Raw genomic sequence first — 15019 nt, 5'->3', positions numbered from 1 at the left:
AGTCGGAGAGGACGGCGCGACGGGCGTCAGTCGGTTGCCAGCCCGGCGACCGGTGACAGGCGGGCCGCCCGGCGCGCCGGGAGCACGGAGGCCAGCAGGCCCGCCCCGACCGCCACCGCGAGGACCGCCGCGATCTGCCCGACCGGAACCGCGAGGCTGACGGGGGCCAGCCCGCCCAGGGCGGACTGCGCGCCGAGCCAGCCGTAGAGGATGCCCAGACCGGCCCCGAGCAGCGCCGCGACACCGGCCATGAGCACGGCCTCGACGGCGAGCATCCCACGCAGCTGGCCCCGAGTGAGGCCGAGCGCCCGCAGCAGCGAATTCTCCCGGCGTCTCTCCAGCACGGACAGGGAGAGCGTGTTGGCGACGCCGATCAGCGCGATGAGCACCGCGACGGCCAGCAGTGCCGTCACGATCAGGAGCAGGACGTCGATGACCTGGTTGTACGCCACCCGTTCCAGCGCCGCCCCCGTGACCTGGTATTCGGACACGCCCGTGGCATCCACGATCCGCGCCTGGATGTCCGTCACCGACTCCGCATCGGCGGCGTCGTCGAGTTTCAGCCAGTACGTCGTCCCCAGATGGTCCTCGAGGGTCGCCCCCGGCACCCGGTCCGCCGCGGGGTCCCCGGTCATGTCCAGGTAGGCGGAGAGGGCTCCGTCCGGGGTACCGCCGAGGCGTTCCGCCGTGTCGGTGGTGATCAGGGGCTGGAAGTAGGCGGCGTCGACGGACGCGACGGGGAGCGTCGTGGGGCCGTCGCCCCCCTCGAGCGTCACGTCGGTCTGCGTCCACGTCTGGGGGGCGAGGACCACCCCGTCGGTCAGGGCGGCGCCCTCCGCGCGCAGGACGCCGGCGAGCTCCGCGGGGTCCACGGCGTAGACCACCTGCCCGCCGTCCTGCGTGCTCGTGAGCATCACGGGCGTGAGCTCGACGGCGGTCCGCACGCCGTCCACCTCCAGCAGCGTCGGTCCGTCGACGCGGGGTGGCTCGCCTCCCGGTGCGTCGGTCGCCGCTGCGGTGCCGGGGACCGAGACCGCGAGGTCGACGGCGTAGTTCTCGGCCAATTCCCGTTCCAGGGCCGTCCGGGAGCTCTGGGCGCCGGCCATCATCATGGTGACGAGGGTGACGCCGATCATCAGGGCCGCCGAGGACGCCGTCGTGCGGGCGGGGTTGCGCACCGCGTTCAGCGACGCGAGGGTGCCGGGCACGCCCAGCGGTCGGGCGATCCTGCCGACGGCGGCGACACAGCGGGGCACGAAGAAGGGTGCGAGGAGCATGACGCCGAGGAAGGAGGCGGCGCCGCCCGCGACGGCCGGGACGAGGGCGACGGACACCGCGCCCAGCAGCAGCAGCCCCCCGCCCACGAGGACCGCCACGAGGCCCGCGACCAGGCGGACCCGGCCCCTGCCGCTCCCGAGGACCGGCGGTTCCACCGGCCGGAGTGCGGCGAGGGGGGCCACGCGTGTGGCGGCGCGCGCCGGGACGAGCGCGGCCAGGAGGGTCATCAGCACGCCCACGGTGATACCGGTGACGACGGCGGACACCGGCACGGCGAGGACCGCGAAGGAGCCGTACTCGGTCTGCCGGGCCAGGGCCACGAGCGCGCCCATGACCCCCGCGGCCAGCAGCACGCCGAGCACCGAGGACACGGCGCCCACGATCGCGGCCTCGGCGAGGACTGAGGCGCGGACCTGACGCCGCTCGGCGCCGATGCAGCGCAGGAGGGCGAGTTCGCGGGTGCGCTGGGCCACCAGGACCGAGAAGGTGTTCGAGATGACGAGCCCGGCGACGAGGACGGCTACGGCCGCGAAGGCGAGCAGGACCCCGGTGAGCACGTCGCTGCCGTTCGAGAACTCGGCGACCTCCGCGACGGTCTGCTCCGCCGCCGTCCGGACCACCAGCGGGCCACGTTCGTCCGCGGGTGCGGCGGCGACGGCCGAGGAGGCAGCGGCGCGTACCCCGGCCGGATCGGCCCCGGGCGTCAGGGCGAGCTGCACGTTGCGGTACAGGGTCTCGCCGTCGTTCAGTTCCCGCACCACGGTCGGGGAGGCGAGGACCTGCACCGCGCCGGCGAGGGCGGGGTCCGTACTCGGCACCGTGAGACCGGTGACGGTCAGTGCGTTGCCCGGCGAGGTGGCGGGAGCGCCGGCGTCGAGCGCCACGGTGTCGCCGGGGACGACGTCGAGGCGGGCCGCCGAGTCCTCGTCCAGTGCCACGTGGCCGGGTTCCGCCGGGTAGGACCCCGCGGTCATGATCGCGGTCTCGAGCCGCGAGGGGGCCGTCGTGGTCAGGACGGCGAGCGAGTCGTCGGAGCCCGTGCTGAGCTGACCGTAGGCGCGTTCGAGGCCGTGGACGGCGTCCACACCGGGGAGGGCGGCGAGGTCGGCTGCCACCCCGGTGGGGACGGAGCCGCCGTCCTGCGCGGTCACTACGAGGTCGGCCCCGGCGTAGGAGGCACCGATGCTCTCCTGGAGGCTGGCTTTCGTCGTCCCGCCCACCATGAGGGTCGCGGAGAGGAACGCGACGCCGAGCATCACGGCGAGGCCGACGGCGAGGAAGCGCCGGGCATGGACCCGGACCTGGGCGAGGGCTACCTGCAGCACGTCAGCCCCCCAGCGCCGCGAGCGCGCCGAGGATGGCGTCGGGGGTGGACTGCTGGAGTTCGCCCACCAGTGCGCCGTCCTTCATGAGGACCACGCGGTCGGCGTAGGACGCCGCGACGGGGTCGTGCGTGACCATGATGATGCTCTGGCCCATCTCGGTGCAGCTCCGCCGGAGCAGGGACAGCACCTCGGCGCCCGTGGCCGAGTCGAGGTTGCCGGTGGGTTCGTCACCGAAGATGACATCGGGCCGGGTCAGCAGGGCGCGGGCGACGGCGACCCGCTGCTGCTGGCCACCGGAGAGCTCGTGCGGACGGTGGGTGAGGCGGTCACCGAGGCCCAGCGACGACGAGATCTGCTGCAGCCAGGCCGTGTCCACCGTGCCGCCGGCCAGCGCGACGGGCAGCGTGATGTTCTGCTCGGCGGTGAGGGTCGGAACGAGGTTGAAGGCCTGGAAGACGAAGCCGACGCGCTCGCGCCGGAGCCGCGTCAGGGCGGCGTCGGGGAGCCCGGTGATCTCGGTGCCCCCGATCCAGAGCCGGCCGGTGTCGATGCTGTCCAGTCCGGCCAGGCAGTGCATGAGGGTGGACTTGCCGGACCCGGACGGTCCCATGATGGCGGTGAAGTGTTCCGGCTCGAAGTCGAGGGTGACGTCGCGGAGGGCGTGGACAGCGGTCTCGCCCCGGCCGTAGCTCTTGGACACGGCGCGCGCGGCGACGGCGCCGGAGGGCGGCGCCGAGGAGCCCGGGATCGCCCCGGGGAGATTCGTCGATAAGGTCATGCTTCCACGCTAGGGACGCCGGCCGTCGGGCGGATCGCCGCCAGGTCGTGGATCGAGGGGGGAGTCTCCTCCCGTGGGATGAGCCGGACGCGCACGGTCTCCACCCCCGGTCCGCACTCGCGCCGAGGCGGGGTGCGGACGTGCCGGTCACGGCCGGACGATGCCTGTCTCGTACGCCATGACGACGGCCTGCACGCGGTCCCGCGCCTCGAGCTTGGCCAGGATGTGTCCCACATGCGTCTTCACCGTCGCCTCCGAGAGGTAGAGCTTCGCGGCGATCTCCGGATTCGACAGGCCCTGGGCGATGAGCCCGAACACCTCGCGCTCGCGGACGGTGAGTCGCGCCACGGCCTCCGCGTGGGCGTGCTGCTCGGGGGAGGGCTGCCGCAGCAGCGGTGCCACGTGGTCGAGCAGCCGGCGCGTCGTCGAGGGTGCTATCACGGCGTCCCCGCGGTGCACCGTCCGGATCGCCTCGAGCAGTTCCTCCGGCGGTGCATCCTTCAGCAGGAACCCGCTGGCCCCGGCGTGGATCGCCGCGAGGGCGTACTCGTCGAGGTCGAAGGTCGTCAGCACCACGATGCGGGGGCCGGCCGCGGCACCCGCCGACGGGGTGCGGTCGGCGAGGATCCGCCGGGTGGCCTCGATGCCGTCCATGCCCGGCATCCGGACGTCCATCATGACGACGTCGGCGCGCGTGCTCGCGAGCGCCCTCACCGCGGCCTCGCCGTTCGCTGCCTCGCTCACCACCCGCAGGTCGGGCTGGGAGTTGATGAGCATGGCGAAGCCGCTGCGGACGAGGTGCTGGTCGTCGACGATCGTGACGCGGATCGGTGCGGCGGCGTCGGCCGTCCCTGCCGCGAGGCGGTCGCCGGCGGGGGTCTCGGTGATGCTGTCCATGCTCTGTGTCGTCTCCTCTGATCGCCGTGCTGGGGTGGTGCCGGTCTCCGGCCCGGAGTGCCTCAGGTCCGTGTGTAGGGGATGAAGGCCTCCACCCGGTAGCCGCCGCCGGTCCGGGGCGCAGCAGCTACGGAACCGTCGTAGAGCCGCACGCGCTCCGTCATCCCCAGGATCCCCTGGCCCGCACCCGCGGTGGCGGGATCCGCCGCGGCGCCCCGGCCGTCGTCGTCGACCGTGATGCTGAGCCCCCGGGGACCGTGGTCGAGCACCACGTCGGCGGTGGTGGCCGCCCCTGCATGGCGGAGCACGTTGGTGAGCGCTTCCTGGACCACGCGGTAGGCGGTCAGCTCCGCGCCGGGTGGCAGGTCGCCGCGCGGCGTCCCCGTGCGGCGGCACGCGACGCGGATCCCGGACCGGCGCACCGACCGGACGAGGGAGTCGACGTCGTCGAGCGTCGGCAGGGGGCGGGTGGATGCACTCTCGTCCCCGCGCAGCACCCCGAGCAGTCGCCGCATCTCGCGGAGGGATCCCCGCCCGGTGTCGGCGATGGTCCCGAGGGTCCGGACGGCGACCTCCGGGGAGTGCGCACTGGCGTACCGGGCGCCGTCGGCCTGGGTGATGATCACGGACAGGGAGTGGGCCACGATGTCGTGCATCTCGCGGGCGATATGGCTGCGTTCGTCCGCCGCGGCGAGGTCCCGTTCCTGCTGCCGCTCGACCTCGAGCCGGCGCGTCCTGTCCTCGAGGGCCTGGTAGGTCAGGCGACGTGAACGCGACAGATCGCCCAGCGTCCAGGCGAGCAGCACGAGCGATTCCACGAGGAACAGCAGGATCAGAAACAGCGGCACGGTGGTGAGGGCCGGTTGGCCGGGGCCGAGTCCGATCAGGGTGCCGTACCGCACCAGGCCGATCGATGTGCCGGCGACGGCCAGTCCCAGCCCCCCGAGGCTCGCCCACCGGGGACCGTGGGCGGCGAGGGTGAAGAGCGTGATGAGGATGACGAACTGGGCCGCCACCGGCTCGATCCCGGTGACCAGCTGGATCACGGAGACGCCGGCGACGAGCCCGGCCGAGAGGACGATGCGCGAGCGGCGCCATACCAGCGGGACGGTCAGCGCCGCCGATACGACGACGATCAGCGTGTACCCCTCGATGCCGTCCGCCGCGAAGGGCAGGACGAACAGGAGGAGGATCGCCAGTACCAGGCAGGCATCGACGGTTCGCGGATGCGTGCGGACCCAGCGCGCCAGCCGCAGGTGGATGTCCATGGAGTCCCACTCTAGGCGGGGCGCTCGGCCGCGCACATCAGACCCAGGGTGGAGCCGTCTCACCCTGCGGACGGATTGTTGCCACCCGGAACGCTTTCCTACGCTGGGACCATGACTGATGCATCCCGCCGTCTCGACCTCGCCGTCATCCCGGGAGACGGGATCGGGCCCGAAGTGACCGCCGAGGCGGTCAAGGTGCTGCTCGCGGCGGTGGGTGACGCCGCCGAGCTCTTCCTCACCGAGTACCCGCTCGGTGCCGAGCACTGGCTGGCCACGGGGGAGACGCTGCCGGATGCCACCCTCGACCTGCTCAGGGTGCATGATGCCATACTCTTCGGAGCGGTGGGCGCCGCCCCCGGCGATACCCGCATCCCGTCGGGGCTGATCGAGCGCGAGCTCCTGCTGAAGCTCCGCTTCTCGCTGGACCACTTCGTGAACCTGCGCCCCTCACGGCTGTTCCCCGGCGTGCCCAGTCCCCTGGCGGATCCCGGGGTGATCGATTTCGTCGTCGTCCGGGAGGGGACCGAGGGCCCCTACACCGGCAACGGCGGGACGCTGCGCGGTGGCACGCCGCACGAGGTGGCCACGGAGGTGTCCCTCAACACCGCGCACGGCGTCGAGCGGGTGGTGCGCGATGCGTTCCGGCGGGCCGCCGCGCGGAGGAAGAAGCTCACCCTGGTGCACAAGCACAACGTCCTCGTGTACGCAGGGCACCTGTGGAAGCGCACCGTGGAAGCCGTCGCCGCCGACTTCCCGGACGTGACCCACGACTACCTGCACGTGGACGCCGCGATGATCTTCCTCGTGACCGATCCGTCGCGCTTCGACGTAATCGTCACCGACAACCTCTTCGGGGACATCGTGACGGACCTCGCGGCAGCCGTGACAGGCGGCATCGGGCTCGCGGCGTCGGCAAACCTGAACATGGACCGCACGGCTCCGTCCATGTTCGAACCCGTGCACGGCTCGGCGCCGGACATCGCGGGCCGGCAGGTGGCCGACCCGACCGCCGCGATCCTCTCCGCGGCACTCCTCCTGCACCATCTCGGCCTCACGGACCGCGCGGCACGGATCGAACGCGCGGTCGAGGAGGACATCGCTGCCCGCTCGGGTGCGCGGAGCACCTCGGCGATCGGCGATGCTATTGCCGCGGCCGTGTCCTAAGGTGGTTACACATCATTAACCCAGTGCCGGAGCACTGACCACCGACGGACGACGGCGGCCGAGCCGCGCGTACAGTCCGTACCAGCGCGGAGGAACCATGACAGCCACGGATACCCATTTCGCCCAGCACCTCTCGACGCAGCGGGCGTCGGCCGAGGAGCGGGATGCGGTGCTGGCGAACCCCGGCTTCGGCAACTTCTTCACCGACCACACGGCGATCGTCGACTTCAGCGTCGACGAGTCGGGCGTCGGCGGCTGGCACGATGCGCGCGTGGAGCCCTACGGGCCGATCGCCCTGGACCCTGCGGCCGCCGTCCTGCACTACGGCCAGGAGATCTTCGAGGGCATGAAGGCCTATCGCCACGCGGACGGCTCGGTGTGGACCTTCCGCGCGGACGCCAATGCGGCGCGCCTGAACCGCTCGGCGATCCGCCTCGCGCTGCCCCAGCTGCCCGAGGAACTCTTCCTCGAGTCCCTGCGCCGGCTCGTCGCGGTCGACCAGGAGTGGATCCCCTCCGGCGACGGCGAGAGCCTGTACCTCCGGCCGTTCATGATCGCCACGGAGGCGTTCCTCGGCGTGCGTCCTGCCCGCGAGGTGTCCTACCGCGTGATCGCCTCGCCCGCCGGGAACTACTTCGGCGGCGAGGTGAGGCCGGTAGACATCTGGGTTTCCCGCAACTATGCGCGGGCAGGACGCGGAGGCACCGGGGCGGCGAAGGCCGGCGGCAACTACGCCTCCTCGCTCGCGGCCCAGCTCGAGGCGGAGGCCCACGGCTGCAAGCAGGTGCTCTTCCTCGACCAGTTCAACGACAACGCCGTCGAGGAGCTCGGCGGCATGAACGTGTTCTTCGTGTTCCGTGACGGGTCGATCGTCACCCCGGCCCTCTCCGGCACCATCCTCGAGGGCGTCACACGGTCCTCCATCATCCAGCTCGGCCGGGACCGGGGACTGGAGGTCAGCGAGCGCAAGATCACGCTGGACGAGTGGCGCGACGGGGTCGCGAGCGGCGAGATCACCGAGGTGTTCGCCTGCGGCACGGCCGCGGTCATCACGCCCATCGGCCGGCTCCGTGACGGCGACGAGTTCATCGGCGCCGAGGGCGCCCCCGCCGGCGAGGTGACCATGTCCATCCGCAGCGAGCTGCTCGGCATCCAGACCGGCGTCGTCGAGGACACGCACGGCTGGCTCACGCGCCTGGTCTGAACCTCGGGAGAACACGACGGCGTCCGTCCCGCCCCGTCAGGGGTGCGGGAGGGACGCCGTGGTCGTTCACGGGTGCATAGATCCCGTCGGACCGCGGGGGAGTCAGACCGACGACGCCGTCTCCGCGTCGTCGACACCCTCGCCCACCCGCAGGTGCCGCGTGGTGGCGAGCAGGGTCGACGCCTCGTCCGCGGGCATCGGGCGGCTGAAGTAGTAGCCCTGCCCGCTGGCGCATCCCAGTGCCCTGAGCTGGTCGGCCTGCTCGCGGGTCTCGATGCCTTCGAAGACGGCTTCGAGACCGGCTGCCCGGATGAGCTGCAGGATGGCTGCGACGAAGTCGAGCTGACCGGTCCTCGTGTTGAGCTCGACGAGGAGCGACCGGTCCACCTTGACCATGCTGACCGGCAGTTCCCGGAGGTAGCTGATGGAGGAGTAGCCCGTCCCGAAGTCGTCGATCTCGATCCCGACGCCGAGCTGTTGCAGGCTCAGCAGGGAGTACATCTCCACCTCTCCGCGCGTCACGATCGCCGTCTCCGTGATCTCCACCACGAGGCTGTGGGCCGGGACCTCGAGCTTCCGGAGCAGTCCCCTGATGTGGTCGACGAGGTCGAGCTGCTTGAGTTCGACGGCGGAGAGGTTGACCCGCAGCTGGAAGTCGTCGTCGAGCGGGAGGTCCTTCCGCCAGGCCGCGAGCTGCTGCAGGGATGCGGACATCACCCAGCGGTCCAGGTCGTGGATGACGCCGATCTCCTCGGCGAGCGGTATGAACGTGTCCGGGGGGATCAGCCCGCGGAGGGGATGCTGCCACCGCACGAGCACCTCGACGCCGAGGATCCGGTTGGTGGCGAGTTCGACGACGGGCTGGTAGTGCAGGACGAGCTGGTCGGAGCTGATGGCGTCCCGGAGTTCCGTGGCCATCTGGCTGCGGAGTTGCCGGGAGTACAGCATCACGGGTTCGAAGACCTTGATGATGCTGCGGCCCTCCCGTTTGGCGGCGTACATGGCGGTGTCCGCGTCCAGGAGGAGTTCGTCCGCCGTCTGGCCTGCGGCGCCGATCCGCACCCCGATGCTCGCGCGGGAGTGGACGTACAGGGAGTCGAGGCGGATCTGCTCCCCGAGGGCGTCGAGTGCCCGGCGGGCGACCTGCATGGCGATCTCCATGGTGGCGCCCGGGAGCAGGATGGCGAACTCGTCGCCGCCGAGTCGTGCCACGAGGTCGCTCTCGCGGACCACCCCGAGCAGGCGGTTGGCGACTTCCCGGAGGACGCGGTCGCCCGCGTCGTGCCCGAAGCGGTCGTTGACGTTCTTGAAGCTGTCGAGGTCGAGGAGCAGGAGTGCCGGCGGCTCGGCGTCGGTGGCGGCCGCCTGGGCGAGTGCCTCCTCGATGCCGTCCATGAGGGCGACGCGGTTCGCGAGGCCGGTCAGGGCGTCGGACATCGCCATCTTCATCATGTCGAGGTGCGCCTGGCGCAGCATCGCCGTGCGGCTCTCGACTCGCTTCTCGAACTGCTCGTAGACCTGCTCCAGTTCCTCGGCCAGCAGGTTCACGCCGGTGATCACGGCGTCGACCTCGTCCCGCGCACTGGAGGGTTCGATGCGGCTGCTCAGTTCACCGCGCGACAGCCGGACGATGCTCTCGACGAGCATCGCGAGGCGGGGGTCCTTCTGGTCAGCGCTCATCGGGTCCAGAGTACATTCCGCCGAGCGGCACATCCGGCGAGGTGGCCGACGGCGCGGCGCGTTGTGGGCACCCGGGCGGGGTGCGCGGGTCGTGGCTGTCACGGCCCTGACAGCCGTGCCATGGTCCTGGGACGAAGGAACCCCGACCGGGGTGGGAGTAATGGGGGAAAACGCCCGACCCGGCCGGGGTCTGCTGACCAGCGTACGTCAACCGGACGGGAAGCATGCCCATGTACCGGGACTAAATTCCGCTTGACGGCATGCCGGCGAGCTGCTGGCCGGTTCAGCCCCGGATGGAATCGATCAGGGCCCGGGCGGAGGAAGCCCGGTCCTCCGCGCCCGACTGCAGGAAGAGGTCCTCACTCGCCTCGAAGTTGCCGAGGGCGCCGGAGTCACCACCGCGTTCCGAAAGAGCCTGACCGAGCAGGAAATGGGCTTGCGCCGCCATGTGCGTGGCCAGGAGGTGCTTCTTCTGGACGATGGACGTGAGTAGCGTCACGGCCGCCTCGACCTGACCGGTCAACACGAGCCACTGTGCCCGGGTGAGGCTCAGTTCGAGACGGTCCCGCTCCGACCCGCCAACGATCGAGCTCGCGAGCTCTGCTCGTTCGATGCACTCGAGGGTCTCGGGCTCGATAACGCCGGCGGTAAGGCGGAGCGACGCCGACGCGCGATTGAAGCGGGCCCACAGATCGAGGTCGTTGGTAGGGGAGAGAGCCTTGGCCGCACGCCCGTGATACTCCACGCCCTCCGGGATGTGTTTGAGGAGAAATGCCACATTGCCGATGGCCCAGTAGCCGACCCCGGTGGTCTGGCTGAGGGGTTCGGAGCGCAGGATCTCGTCGAGAGCCCGGCATTCCTCCCAGGCGGAGTCGAGCTGGTCACTGTCCGCCAGTGCTGCGATGAGCGCATTCCTCGCGCCGACCAGGACGTTGACGTCGTCGACCTCGCCCGAAGCGTCATCGACGGCCTGTCGAGCGGCAATGACAGCGGCGGTGAGGTCTCCGCAGCCCTGGAGGGCGAGGGAGAGGATGGTGGAGACCCGCGCACTCAGGGCTTTGGACTCGGTGGTCAACGTGTGGCCGGCCAGCGTCTCGGCCACTTCTCTCGACTCCTGCATCAGACCCTGCTTCCGCAAAGTCTCGGACACGAAGAAGGTGGCGTTCCACCAGCCCAGATCGTCGCTGTCGTCGAGGGCGGAGGCCGCCATCTCATGTGCGAGATGCTGCGCGGTGACGTAGTCACGCTGACTCCATGCCTCGCGTGCCCGGAGTTCGATCAGCAGACGCTGTCCCGCTGCTTCCTGATAGGTCATACTCACCTTCGGCTTTCCGGATGGGTCCAGCTACTGCTCCCCATTATTGGTGCTGCAACGCAATCGGACGAGAGGTTCGAAAATTGTAGAAAGAAATTTTGGAAATGTGTTACCAAAGTGACTGGTGTGGCTTACCATGATTCTTGGGCCGCTCGTGGTATGGAGCTGGACCCTGTCATCACTCGACCACCTGCCAAAGGATCCACATCATGAAGCGCATCACCTCCGCTTTCCTTCTCGCAACACTCCTCGTGACCGGAAGTGCAGCAGCGGCCAACGCTGCTCCCGCGAAGACAGGCGTCGTCGCTCCCGTCTCTTCACTGGACCGCGTCAACAACTGGCCCGGCTAGTCACCAATCGGCAGATGCTGGCGTTCCGTTAGGTCCGCGGAACCATCCGTATGCCGGAACTGATACCGCGGGCACCCTCTCTCTGGGAAGGGAGTGCCCGCGGTATCTCCTTTTGCCCCACGCGACGAAACCGCATACCCCGACATCGTGAGTCGAAGGCCCGCGCTAGGCTTGGCGGCATGCGAATTGCACGCTTTGTCGTAGATGATGACCCAATGTTCGGCATCGTGGAAGGGACCGAGGGCAGCGAGGAAGTCGCCGTCATCCAGGGCGACCCCTTCTACGCCGGCATCCAGCTGACCGGAGTACGCCACGCCCTCAAGGACGTCCGCCTCCTGGCGCCCGTCATCCCCCGCAGCAAGGTGGTCGGCGTGGGACGGAACTACGCGGACCACATCCGGGAGATGGGGAGCGAGACGCCGGCCGCGCCGCTCATGTTCCTCAAGCCCAACACCTCGGTGATCGGCCCCGGGGACCCGATCATGCTGCCGTCCTTCTCGGACCAGATCTCGTACGAGGCCGAACTCGCCGTCGTGATCGGCCGGATCTGCAAGGACGTCCCGCTCGAGCGGGTCGACGACGTCGTCTTCGGCTATACCTGCGCGAACGACCTGACCGCACGCGATGTCCAAGAGACCGACGACCAGTGGGCGCGCGCCAAGGGCTTCGACACGTCCTGCCCCATCGGCCCCTGGATCGAGACGGACCTCGACCCGGAGCACCTCACGGTCCGGGGGAGCCTCGACGGCGAACTCCGCCAGGACGGCTCCACGAGCGACATGATCTGGGGTGTGCGCGAACTCGTGGCCTACGTCTCGCAGGCCTTCACCCTGCTGCCGGGAGACATCATCCTCACGGGCACACCGGCCGGGGTCGGGATGATCACCGACGGACAGCGGTACGACGTCGACATCGAGGGCATCGGACGCCTGTCCAACCCGGCGCGCCGCTGACGCGTCTCCGCCGTCGGGCCCGCAGTCCGGGTCCGACGGCGCGCGGCCGCCGCTGATGGTCCCACCTAGAATGGGACCACCATGACTACTGCCGCAGAGTTCCCCACCGTCTCCGATGCCACGCCCGTCCGGGTCCGATTCTGCCCGTCGCCGACGGGAACCCCCCACGTGGGCCTCATCAGGACTGCGCTCTTCAACTGGGCGTACGCCCGCCACACCGGCGGCAAGCTGATCTTCCGCATCGAGGACACCGACGCCGCCCGCGACAGCGAGGAGAGCTACCAGCAGCTGCTGGAGGCCATGACCTGGCTGGGCATCGACTGGGACGAGGGCGTCGAAGTGGGCGGACCGCACGCGCCCTACCGCCAGTCGCAGCGCGGTGAGCTCTACCGGGACGTCATCGACCGCCTCGTCGGGGCGGGCCACCTCTACGAGTCCTTCTCCACGCCCGAGGAGGTGGAGGAGCGCCACCGTGCCGCCGGGCGGGACGTGAAGCTCGGCTACGACAACCACGACCGCACGCTGACCGAGGAGCAGAAAGACGCGTTCCGGTCGGCCGGACGTCCCGCGGTCCTGCGTTTGCGGATGCCCGACGAGGACATCACCTTCACCGACCTCGTGCGCGGGGAGATCACGTTCCGCGCCGGCAGTGTCCCGGACTTCGCCGTCGTCCGGGCCAACGGTGCGCCCCTCTACACGCTCGTCAATCCGGTCGACGACGCCCTGATGGGCATCACGCACGTCCTGCGCGGCGAGGACCTGCTGTCCTCCACGCCCCGCCAGGTGGCGCTCTACCGGGCACTGATCGACATCGGAGTGGCCCGGCACATGCCGCTGTTCGGCCACCTGCCCTACGTCATGGGCCAGGGCAACAAGAAGCTGTCCAAGCGCGATCCCGAATCCAACCTGTTCCTGCACCGTGAGCGCGGCTTCATCCGCGAAGGCCTCCTCAACTATCTGTCCCTGCTGGGCTGGAGCATGTCGGCGGACCAGGACATCTTCTCGGTGGAGCAGCTCGTCGAGAAGTTCGACGTGCGCGACGTGCTGGCCAACCCGGCGCGGTTCGACCTGAAGAAGGCCGAGGCGATCAACGGCACCCACGTGCGGTTGCTGGATCCGGGCGAGTTCCGTTCCCGCCTGCTGCCCTATCTCGCGGCGGCAGGCCTCCTCGGTGCCGATCCCACCGAGGAGGAGCTGCGCATCGTCGCCGAGGCCGCCCCGCTCGTCCAGGAACGCATCACCCTGCTCGGTGAGGCCCCCGAGATGCTGGGGTTCCTGTTCAAGGCCGACGACGCCGTGGACATCGCCGACGACGCCCGCAAGGGACTGCCCGAGAATCTCGGCGAGGTGCTCGACGCCACCCTGGCCGCCCTCGAGGGCTGCCCGACGTGGGACGCCGAATCGCTGCAGGCCGCGCTGCGGGCCGCCCTGGTCGACACGCTCGGCCTCAAGCCGCGGCTCGCCTTCGGCCCGGTCCGGACCGCGATCTCCGGGCGCAAGATATCCCCGCCCTTGTTCGAGTCGATGGTGATCCTCGGGCGCGAGTCCTCGATCGCCCGTGTCCGGGCGCTGCGCGCGACGGCTGCGTGATGGTGACCGGTCGGGGCCCGGCAGGGCCGGCAGCGGCCGGGCAGGGCGTGCCCGACGCGGAGGACCACGGCGTCGTCGACGGCGTGCTGTTCGACATCGACGACACGCTCGTGGACCTCGAAGGGGCCATGGGGCACACGCTGCAGGCCATCCCGGACCCGTCCCTGAACCACCTGAGCGACGACGACTGGGCACGCTACAAGGCCCTGTACACGACGGACCCCCAGCGGCACTACGACCGGTTCCTGGCGGGGGATGTCACCTTCGAGGAGCAGAGGGTGCACCGGGTCCGGCACGCGCGTGCCGCGTTCACTCCGGAGCCGTTCGTGGGGCACATGGCCGAGGCCTGGGTGCGCGCCTACGAGCAGACCCTGCCGCTGCACTTCCGGGCGTACGACGACGTCGGGCCCCTTCTGGACGAACTGGACGCCCGTGGCATCCCGTACGGCGCGGTCAGCAACAACGTGCACGCCTACCAGCGGGCCAAACTGGACCACGCCGGCCTGCAGCGCATCGCGACGCTGGTCGGCATCGACACCGTCGGCGTGGCCAAGCCCGACCCGGCCATCTACCACGAGGGTGCACGGCTGCTCGGGACCGCGCCCGCGCGGACGCTCTACGTGGGCGACAATCGGCTGCTCGACGCCGTCGGAGCGCGGTCGGCCGGGCTGGTCGGCGTATGGCTGGACCGCGCGGGAGCCGGCCGGGCAGCGGGCACCGACGGCGGCTCGGCGGCCGATGCCGGGCACGCCCCGGAGGTGCCTCGCATCAGGGGTCTGGAGCCCGTTTTGCAGTTCCTGCCTTCTGTCCGGTAAAGTTGTTTCTCGGCGCGGAGCGGTTACGCGACCGGAGCCCAGCACGATCGGGACTCCGAGAAGTGCCATTGGGGTATGGTGTAATTGGCAACACACTGGTTTCTGGTACCAACATTCTAGGTTCGAGTCCTGGTACCCCAGCGCACTTCCGCCCCCGGGCGGAATGGCAAAAGCACACGGCAACACATAGTAAGATGGAAAGTACTGGCCCCATCGTATAGCGGCCTAGTACGCTGCCCTCTCACGGCGGTAACGCGGGTTCGAATCCCGCTGGGGTCACATTTGCCCGCAAGGGCACAGTCCGTCAGGACGCCGGGAAGTCCCGGACATCACCACGATGTCCGGGACTTTTCCGTTTGCGGAGAGGACGAGGACTTCGGGGCGCGGAGGCGGGGGACTGGC

12 protein-coding genes and 2 tRNA genes are annotated in these 15019 nt (G+C 70.2%); 8 read left to right on the top strand and 6 right to left on the bottom strand.

Annotation, left to right across the window (positions count from 1 at the left end):
• Positions 1 to 26: 26 nt before the first annotated feature.
• The 4 genes from CXQ92_RS04235 to CXQ92_RS04220 all read right to left on the bottom strand — a co-directional run bounded on the left by CXQ92_RS04235 (position 27) and on the right by CXQ92_RS04220 (position 5546).
• Entirely contained in the window at positions 27 to 2603 is a 2577-nt protein-coding gene (locus CXQ92_RS04235) for an ABC transporter permease (RefSeq protein ID WP_104165516.1), read from the bottom strand.
• 1 nt (position 2604) lies between these two features.
• The gene (locus CXQ92_RS04230) at positions 2605 to 3381 is read right to left on the bottom strand and encodes an ABC transporter ATP-binding protein (protein WP_104165515.1); all 777 of its coding nucleotides are present in this window, start codon (positions 3379 to 3381) and stop codon (positions 2605 to 2607) included.
• Between the two features lie 147 nt (positions 3382 to 3528).
• Complete coding sequence (locus CXQ92_RS04225; RefSeq protein WP_104165513.1) at positions 3529 to 4278, bottom strand: response regulator transcription factor; 750 nt, start codon at positions 4276 to 4278, stop codon at positions 3529 to 3531.
• Positions 4279 to 4340: 62 nt separating this feature from the next.
• Positions 4341 to 5546 carry a sensor histidine kinase gene (locus CXQ92_RS04220; RefSeq protein ID WP_104165512.1) on the bottom strand — a complete coding sequence of 402 codons (1206 nt, stop codon included), beginning with the start codon at positions 5544 to 5546 and terminating at the stop codon, positions 4341 to 4343.
• Between the two features lie 111 nt (positions 5547 to 5657).
• Between CXQ92_RS04220 and CXQ92_RS04215 the strand changes: the two genes are divergently transcribed.
• Both CXQ92_RS04215 and CXQ92_RS04210 read left to right on the top strand, forming a co-directional pair.
• Positions 5658 to 6710 (top strand): 3-isopropylmalate dehydrogenase, encoded by a 1053-nt coding sequence (locus CXQ92_RS04215; protein ID WP_104165510.1) that lies wholly within the window; start codon positions 5658 to 5660, stop codon positions 6708 to 6710.
• Positions 6711 to 6807: 97 nt separating this feature from the next.
• Positions 6808 to 7914, top strand: a complete 1107-nt coding sequence (locus CXQ92_RS04210) for a branched-chain amino acid aminotransferase (RefSeq protein WP_104165508.1) — start codon at positions 6808 to 6810, stop codon at positions 7912 to 7914.
• 102 nt (positions 7915 to 8016) lie between these two features.
• Here the strand turns inward: CXQ92_RS04210 and CXQ92_RS04205 are convergent, their stop codons facing one another.
• Positions 8017 to 9594 (bottom strand): bifunctional diguanylate cyclase/phosphodiesterase, encoded by a 1578-nt coding sequence (locus CXQ92_RS04205; RefSeq protein ID WP_104165506.1) that lies wholly within the window; start codon positions 9592 to 9594, stop codon positions 8017 to 8019.
• A 283-nt stretch (positions 9595 to 9877) separates the two neighbouring features.
• A complete protein-coding gene (locus CXQ92_RS04200) occupies positions 9878 to 10909 on the bottom strand; it encodes a hypothetical protein (RefSeq protein ID WP_104165504.1) in 1032 nt (343 codons plus the stop codon).
• A 209-nt stretch (positions 10910 to 11118) separates the two neighbouring features.
• Between CXQ92_RS04200 and CXQ92_RS18050 the strand changes: the two genes are divergently transcribed.
• The 6 genes from CXQ92_RS18050 to CXQ92_RS04175 all read left to right on the top strand — a co-directional run bounded on the left by CXQ92_RS18050 (position 11119) and on the right by CXQ92_RS04175 (position 14896).
• Complete coding sequence (locus tag CXQ92_RS18050) at positions 11119 to 11259, top strand: hypothetical protein (protein WP_156135178.1); 141 nt, start codon at positions 11119 to 11121, stop codon at positions 11257 to 11259.
• 179 nt (positions 11260 to 11438) lie between these two features.
• A complete protein-coding gene (locus CXQ92_RS04195) occupies positions 11439 to 12212 on the top strand; it encodes a fumarylacetoacetate hydrolase family protein (protein ID WP_104165503.1) in 774 nt (257 codons plus the stop codon).
• A gap of 81 nt (positions 12213 to 12293) precedes the next feature.
• Positions 12294 to 13802, top strand: a complete 1509-nt coding sequence (gene gltX / locus CXQ92_RS04190) for a glutamate--tRNA ligase (RefSeq protein WP_104165501.1) — start codon at positions 12294 to 12296, stop codon at positions 13800 to 13802.
• Positions 13802 to 14617, top strand: coding sequence for an HAD family hydrolase (locus tag CXQ92_RS04185; RefSeq protein ID WP_104166712.1), 816 nt, complete (start codon positions 13802 to 13804; stop codon positions 14615 to 14617). The genes gltX and CXQ92_RS04185 overlap by 1 nt, the downstream gene beginning before the upstream one ends.
• 69 nt (positions 14618 to 14686) lie before the next feature.
• Positions 14687 to 14758 (top strand) — tRNA-Gln (locus tag CXQ92_RS04180).
• Between the two features lie 65 nt (positions 14759 to 14823).
• Positions 14824 to 14896: transfer RNA gene (locus CXQ92_RS04175), tRNA-Glu, on the top strand.
• Positions 14897 to 15019 lie beyond the last annotated feature (123 nt).

Source organism: Arthrobacter sp. SX1312, from assembly GCF_002929295.1.
Lineage (GTDB): Bacteria > Actinomycetota > Actinomycetes > Actinomycetales > Micrococcaceae > Arthrobacter_D.
Note: the sequence above shows the minus strand (reverse complement) of the source record. Positions and strands in the feature narration are given on the sequence as shown.

Bases quoted from the DNA above. Each gene is read 5' to 3' on its own strand.
- CXQ92_RS04230 (WP_104165515.1), bottom strand. From the start codon at position 3,381: ATGACCTTATCGACGAATCTCCCCGGGGCGATCCCGGGCTCCTCGGCG.
- CXQ92_RS04225 (WP_104165513.1), bottom strand. From the start codon at position 4,278: ATGGACAGCATCACCGAGACCCCCGCCGGCGACCGCCTCGCGGCAGGG.
- CXQ92_RS04220 (WP_104165512.1), bottom strand. From the start codon at position 5,546: ATGGACATCCACCTGCGGCTGGCGCGCTGGGTCCGCACGCATCCGCGA.
- CXQ92_RS04215 (WP_104165510.1), top strand. From the start codon at position 5,658: ATGACTGATGCATCCCGCCGTCTCGACCTCGCCGTCATCCCGGGAGAC.
- CXQ92_RS04210 (WP_104165508.1), top strand. From the start codon at position 6,808: ATGACAGCCACGGATACCCATTTCGCCCAGCACCTCTCGACGCAGCGG.
- CXQ92_RS04205 (WP_104165506.1), bottom strand. From the start codon at position 9,594: ATGAGCGCTGACCAGAAGGACCCCCGCCTCGCGATGCTCGTCGAGAGC.
- CXQ92_RS04200 (WP_104165504.1), bottom strand. From the start codon at position 10,909: ATGACCTATCAGGAAGCAGCGGGACAGCGTCTGCTGATCGAACTCCGG.
- CXQ92_RS18050 (WP_156135178.1), top strand. From the start codon at position 11,119: ATGAAGCGCATCACCTCCGCTTTCCTTCTCGCAACACTCCTCGTGACC.
- CXQ92_RS04195 (WP_104165503.1), top strand. From the start codon at position 11,439: ATGCGAATTGCACGCTTTGTCGTAGATGATGACCCAATGTTCGGCATC.
- gltX (WP_104165501.1), top strand. From the start codon at position 12,294: ATGACTACTGCCGCAGAGTTCCCCACCGTCTCCGATGCCACGCCCGTC.
- CXQ92_RS04185 (WP_104166712.1), top strand. From the start codon at position 13,802: ATGGTGACCGGTCGGGGCCCGGCAGGGCCGGCAGCGGCCGGGCAGGGC.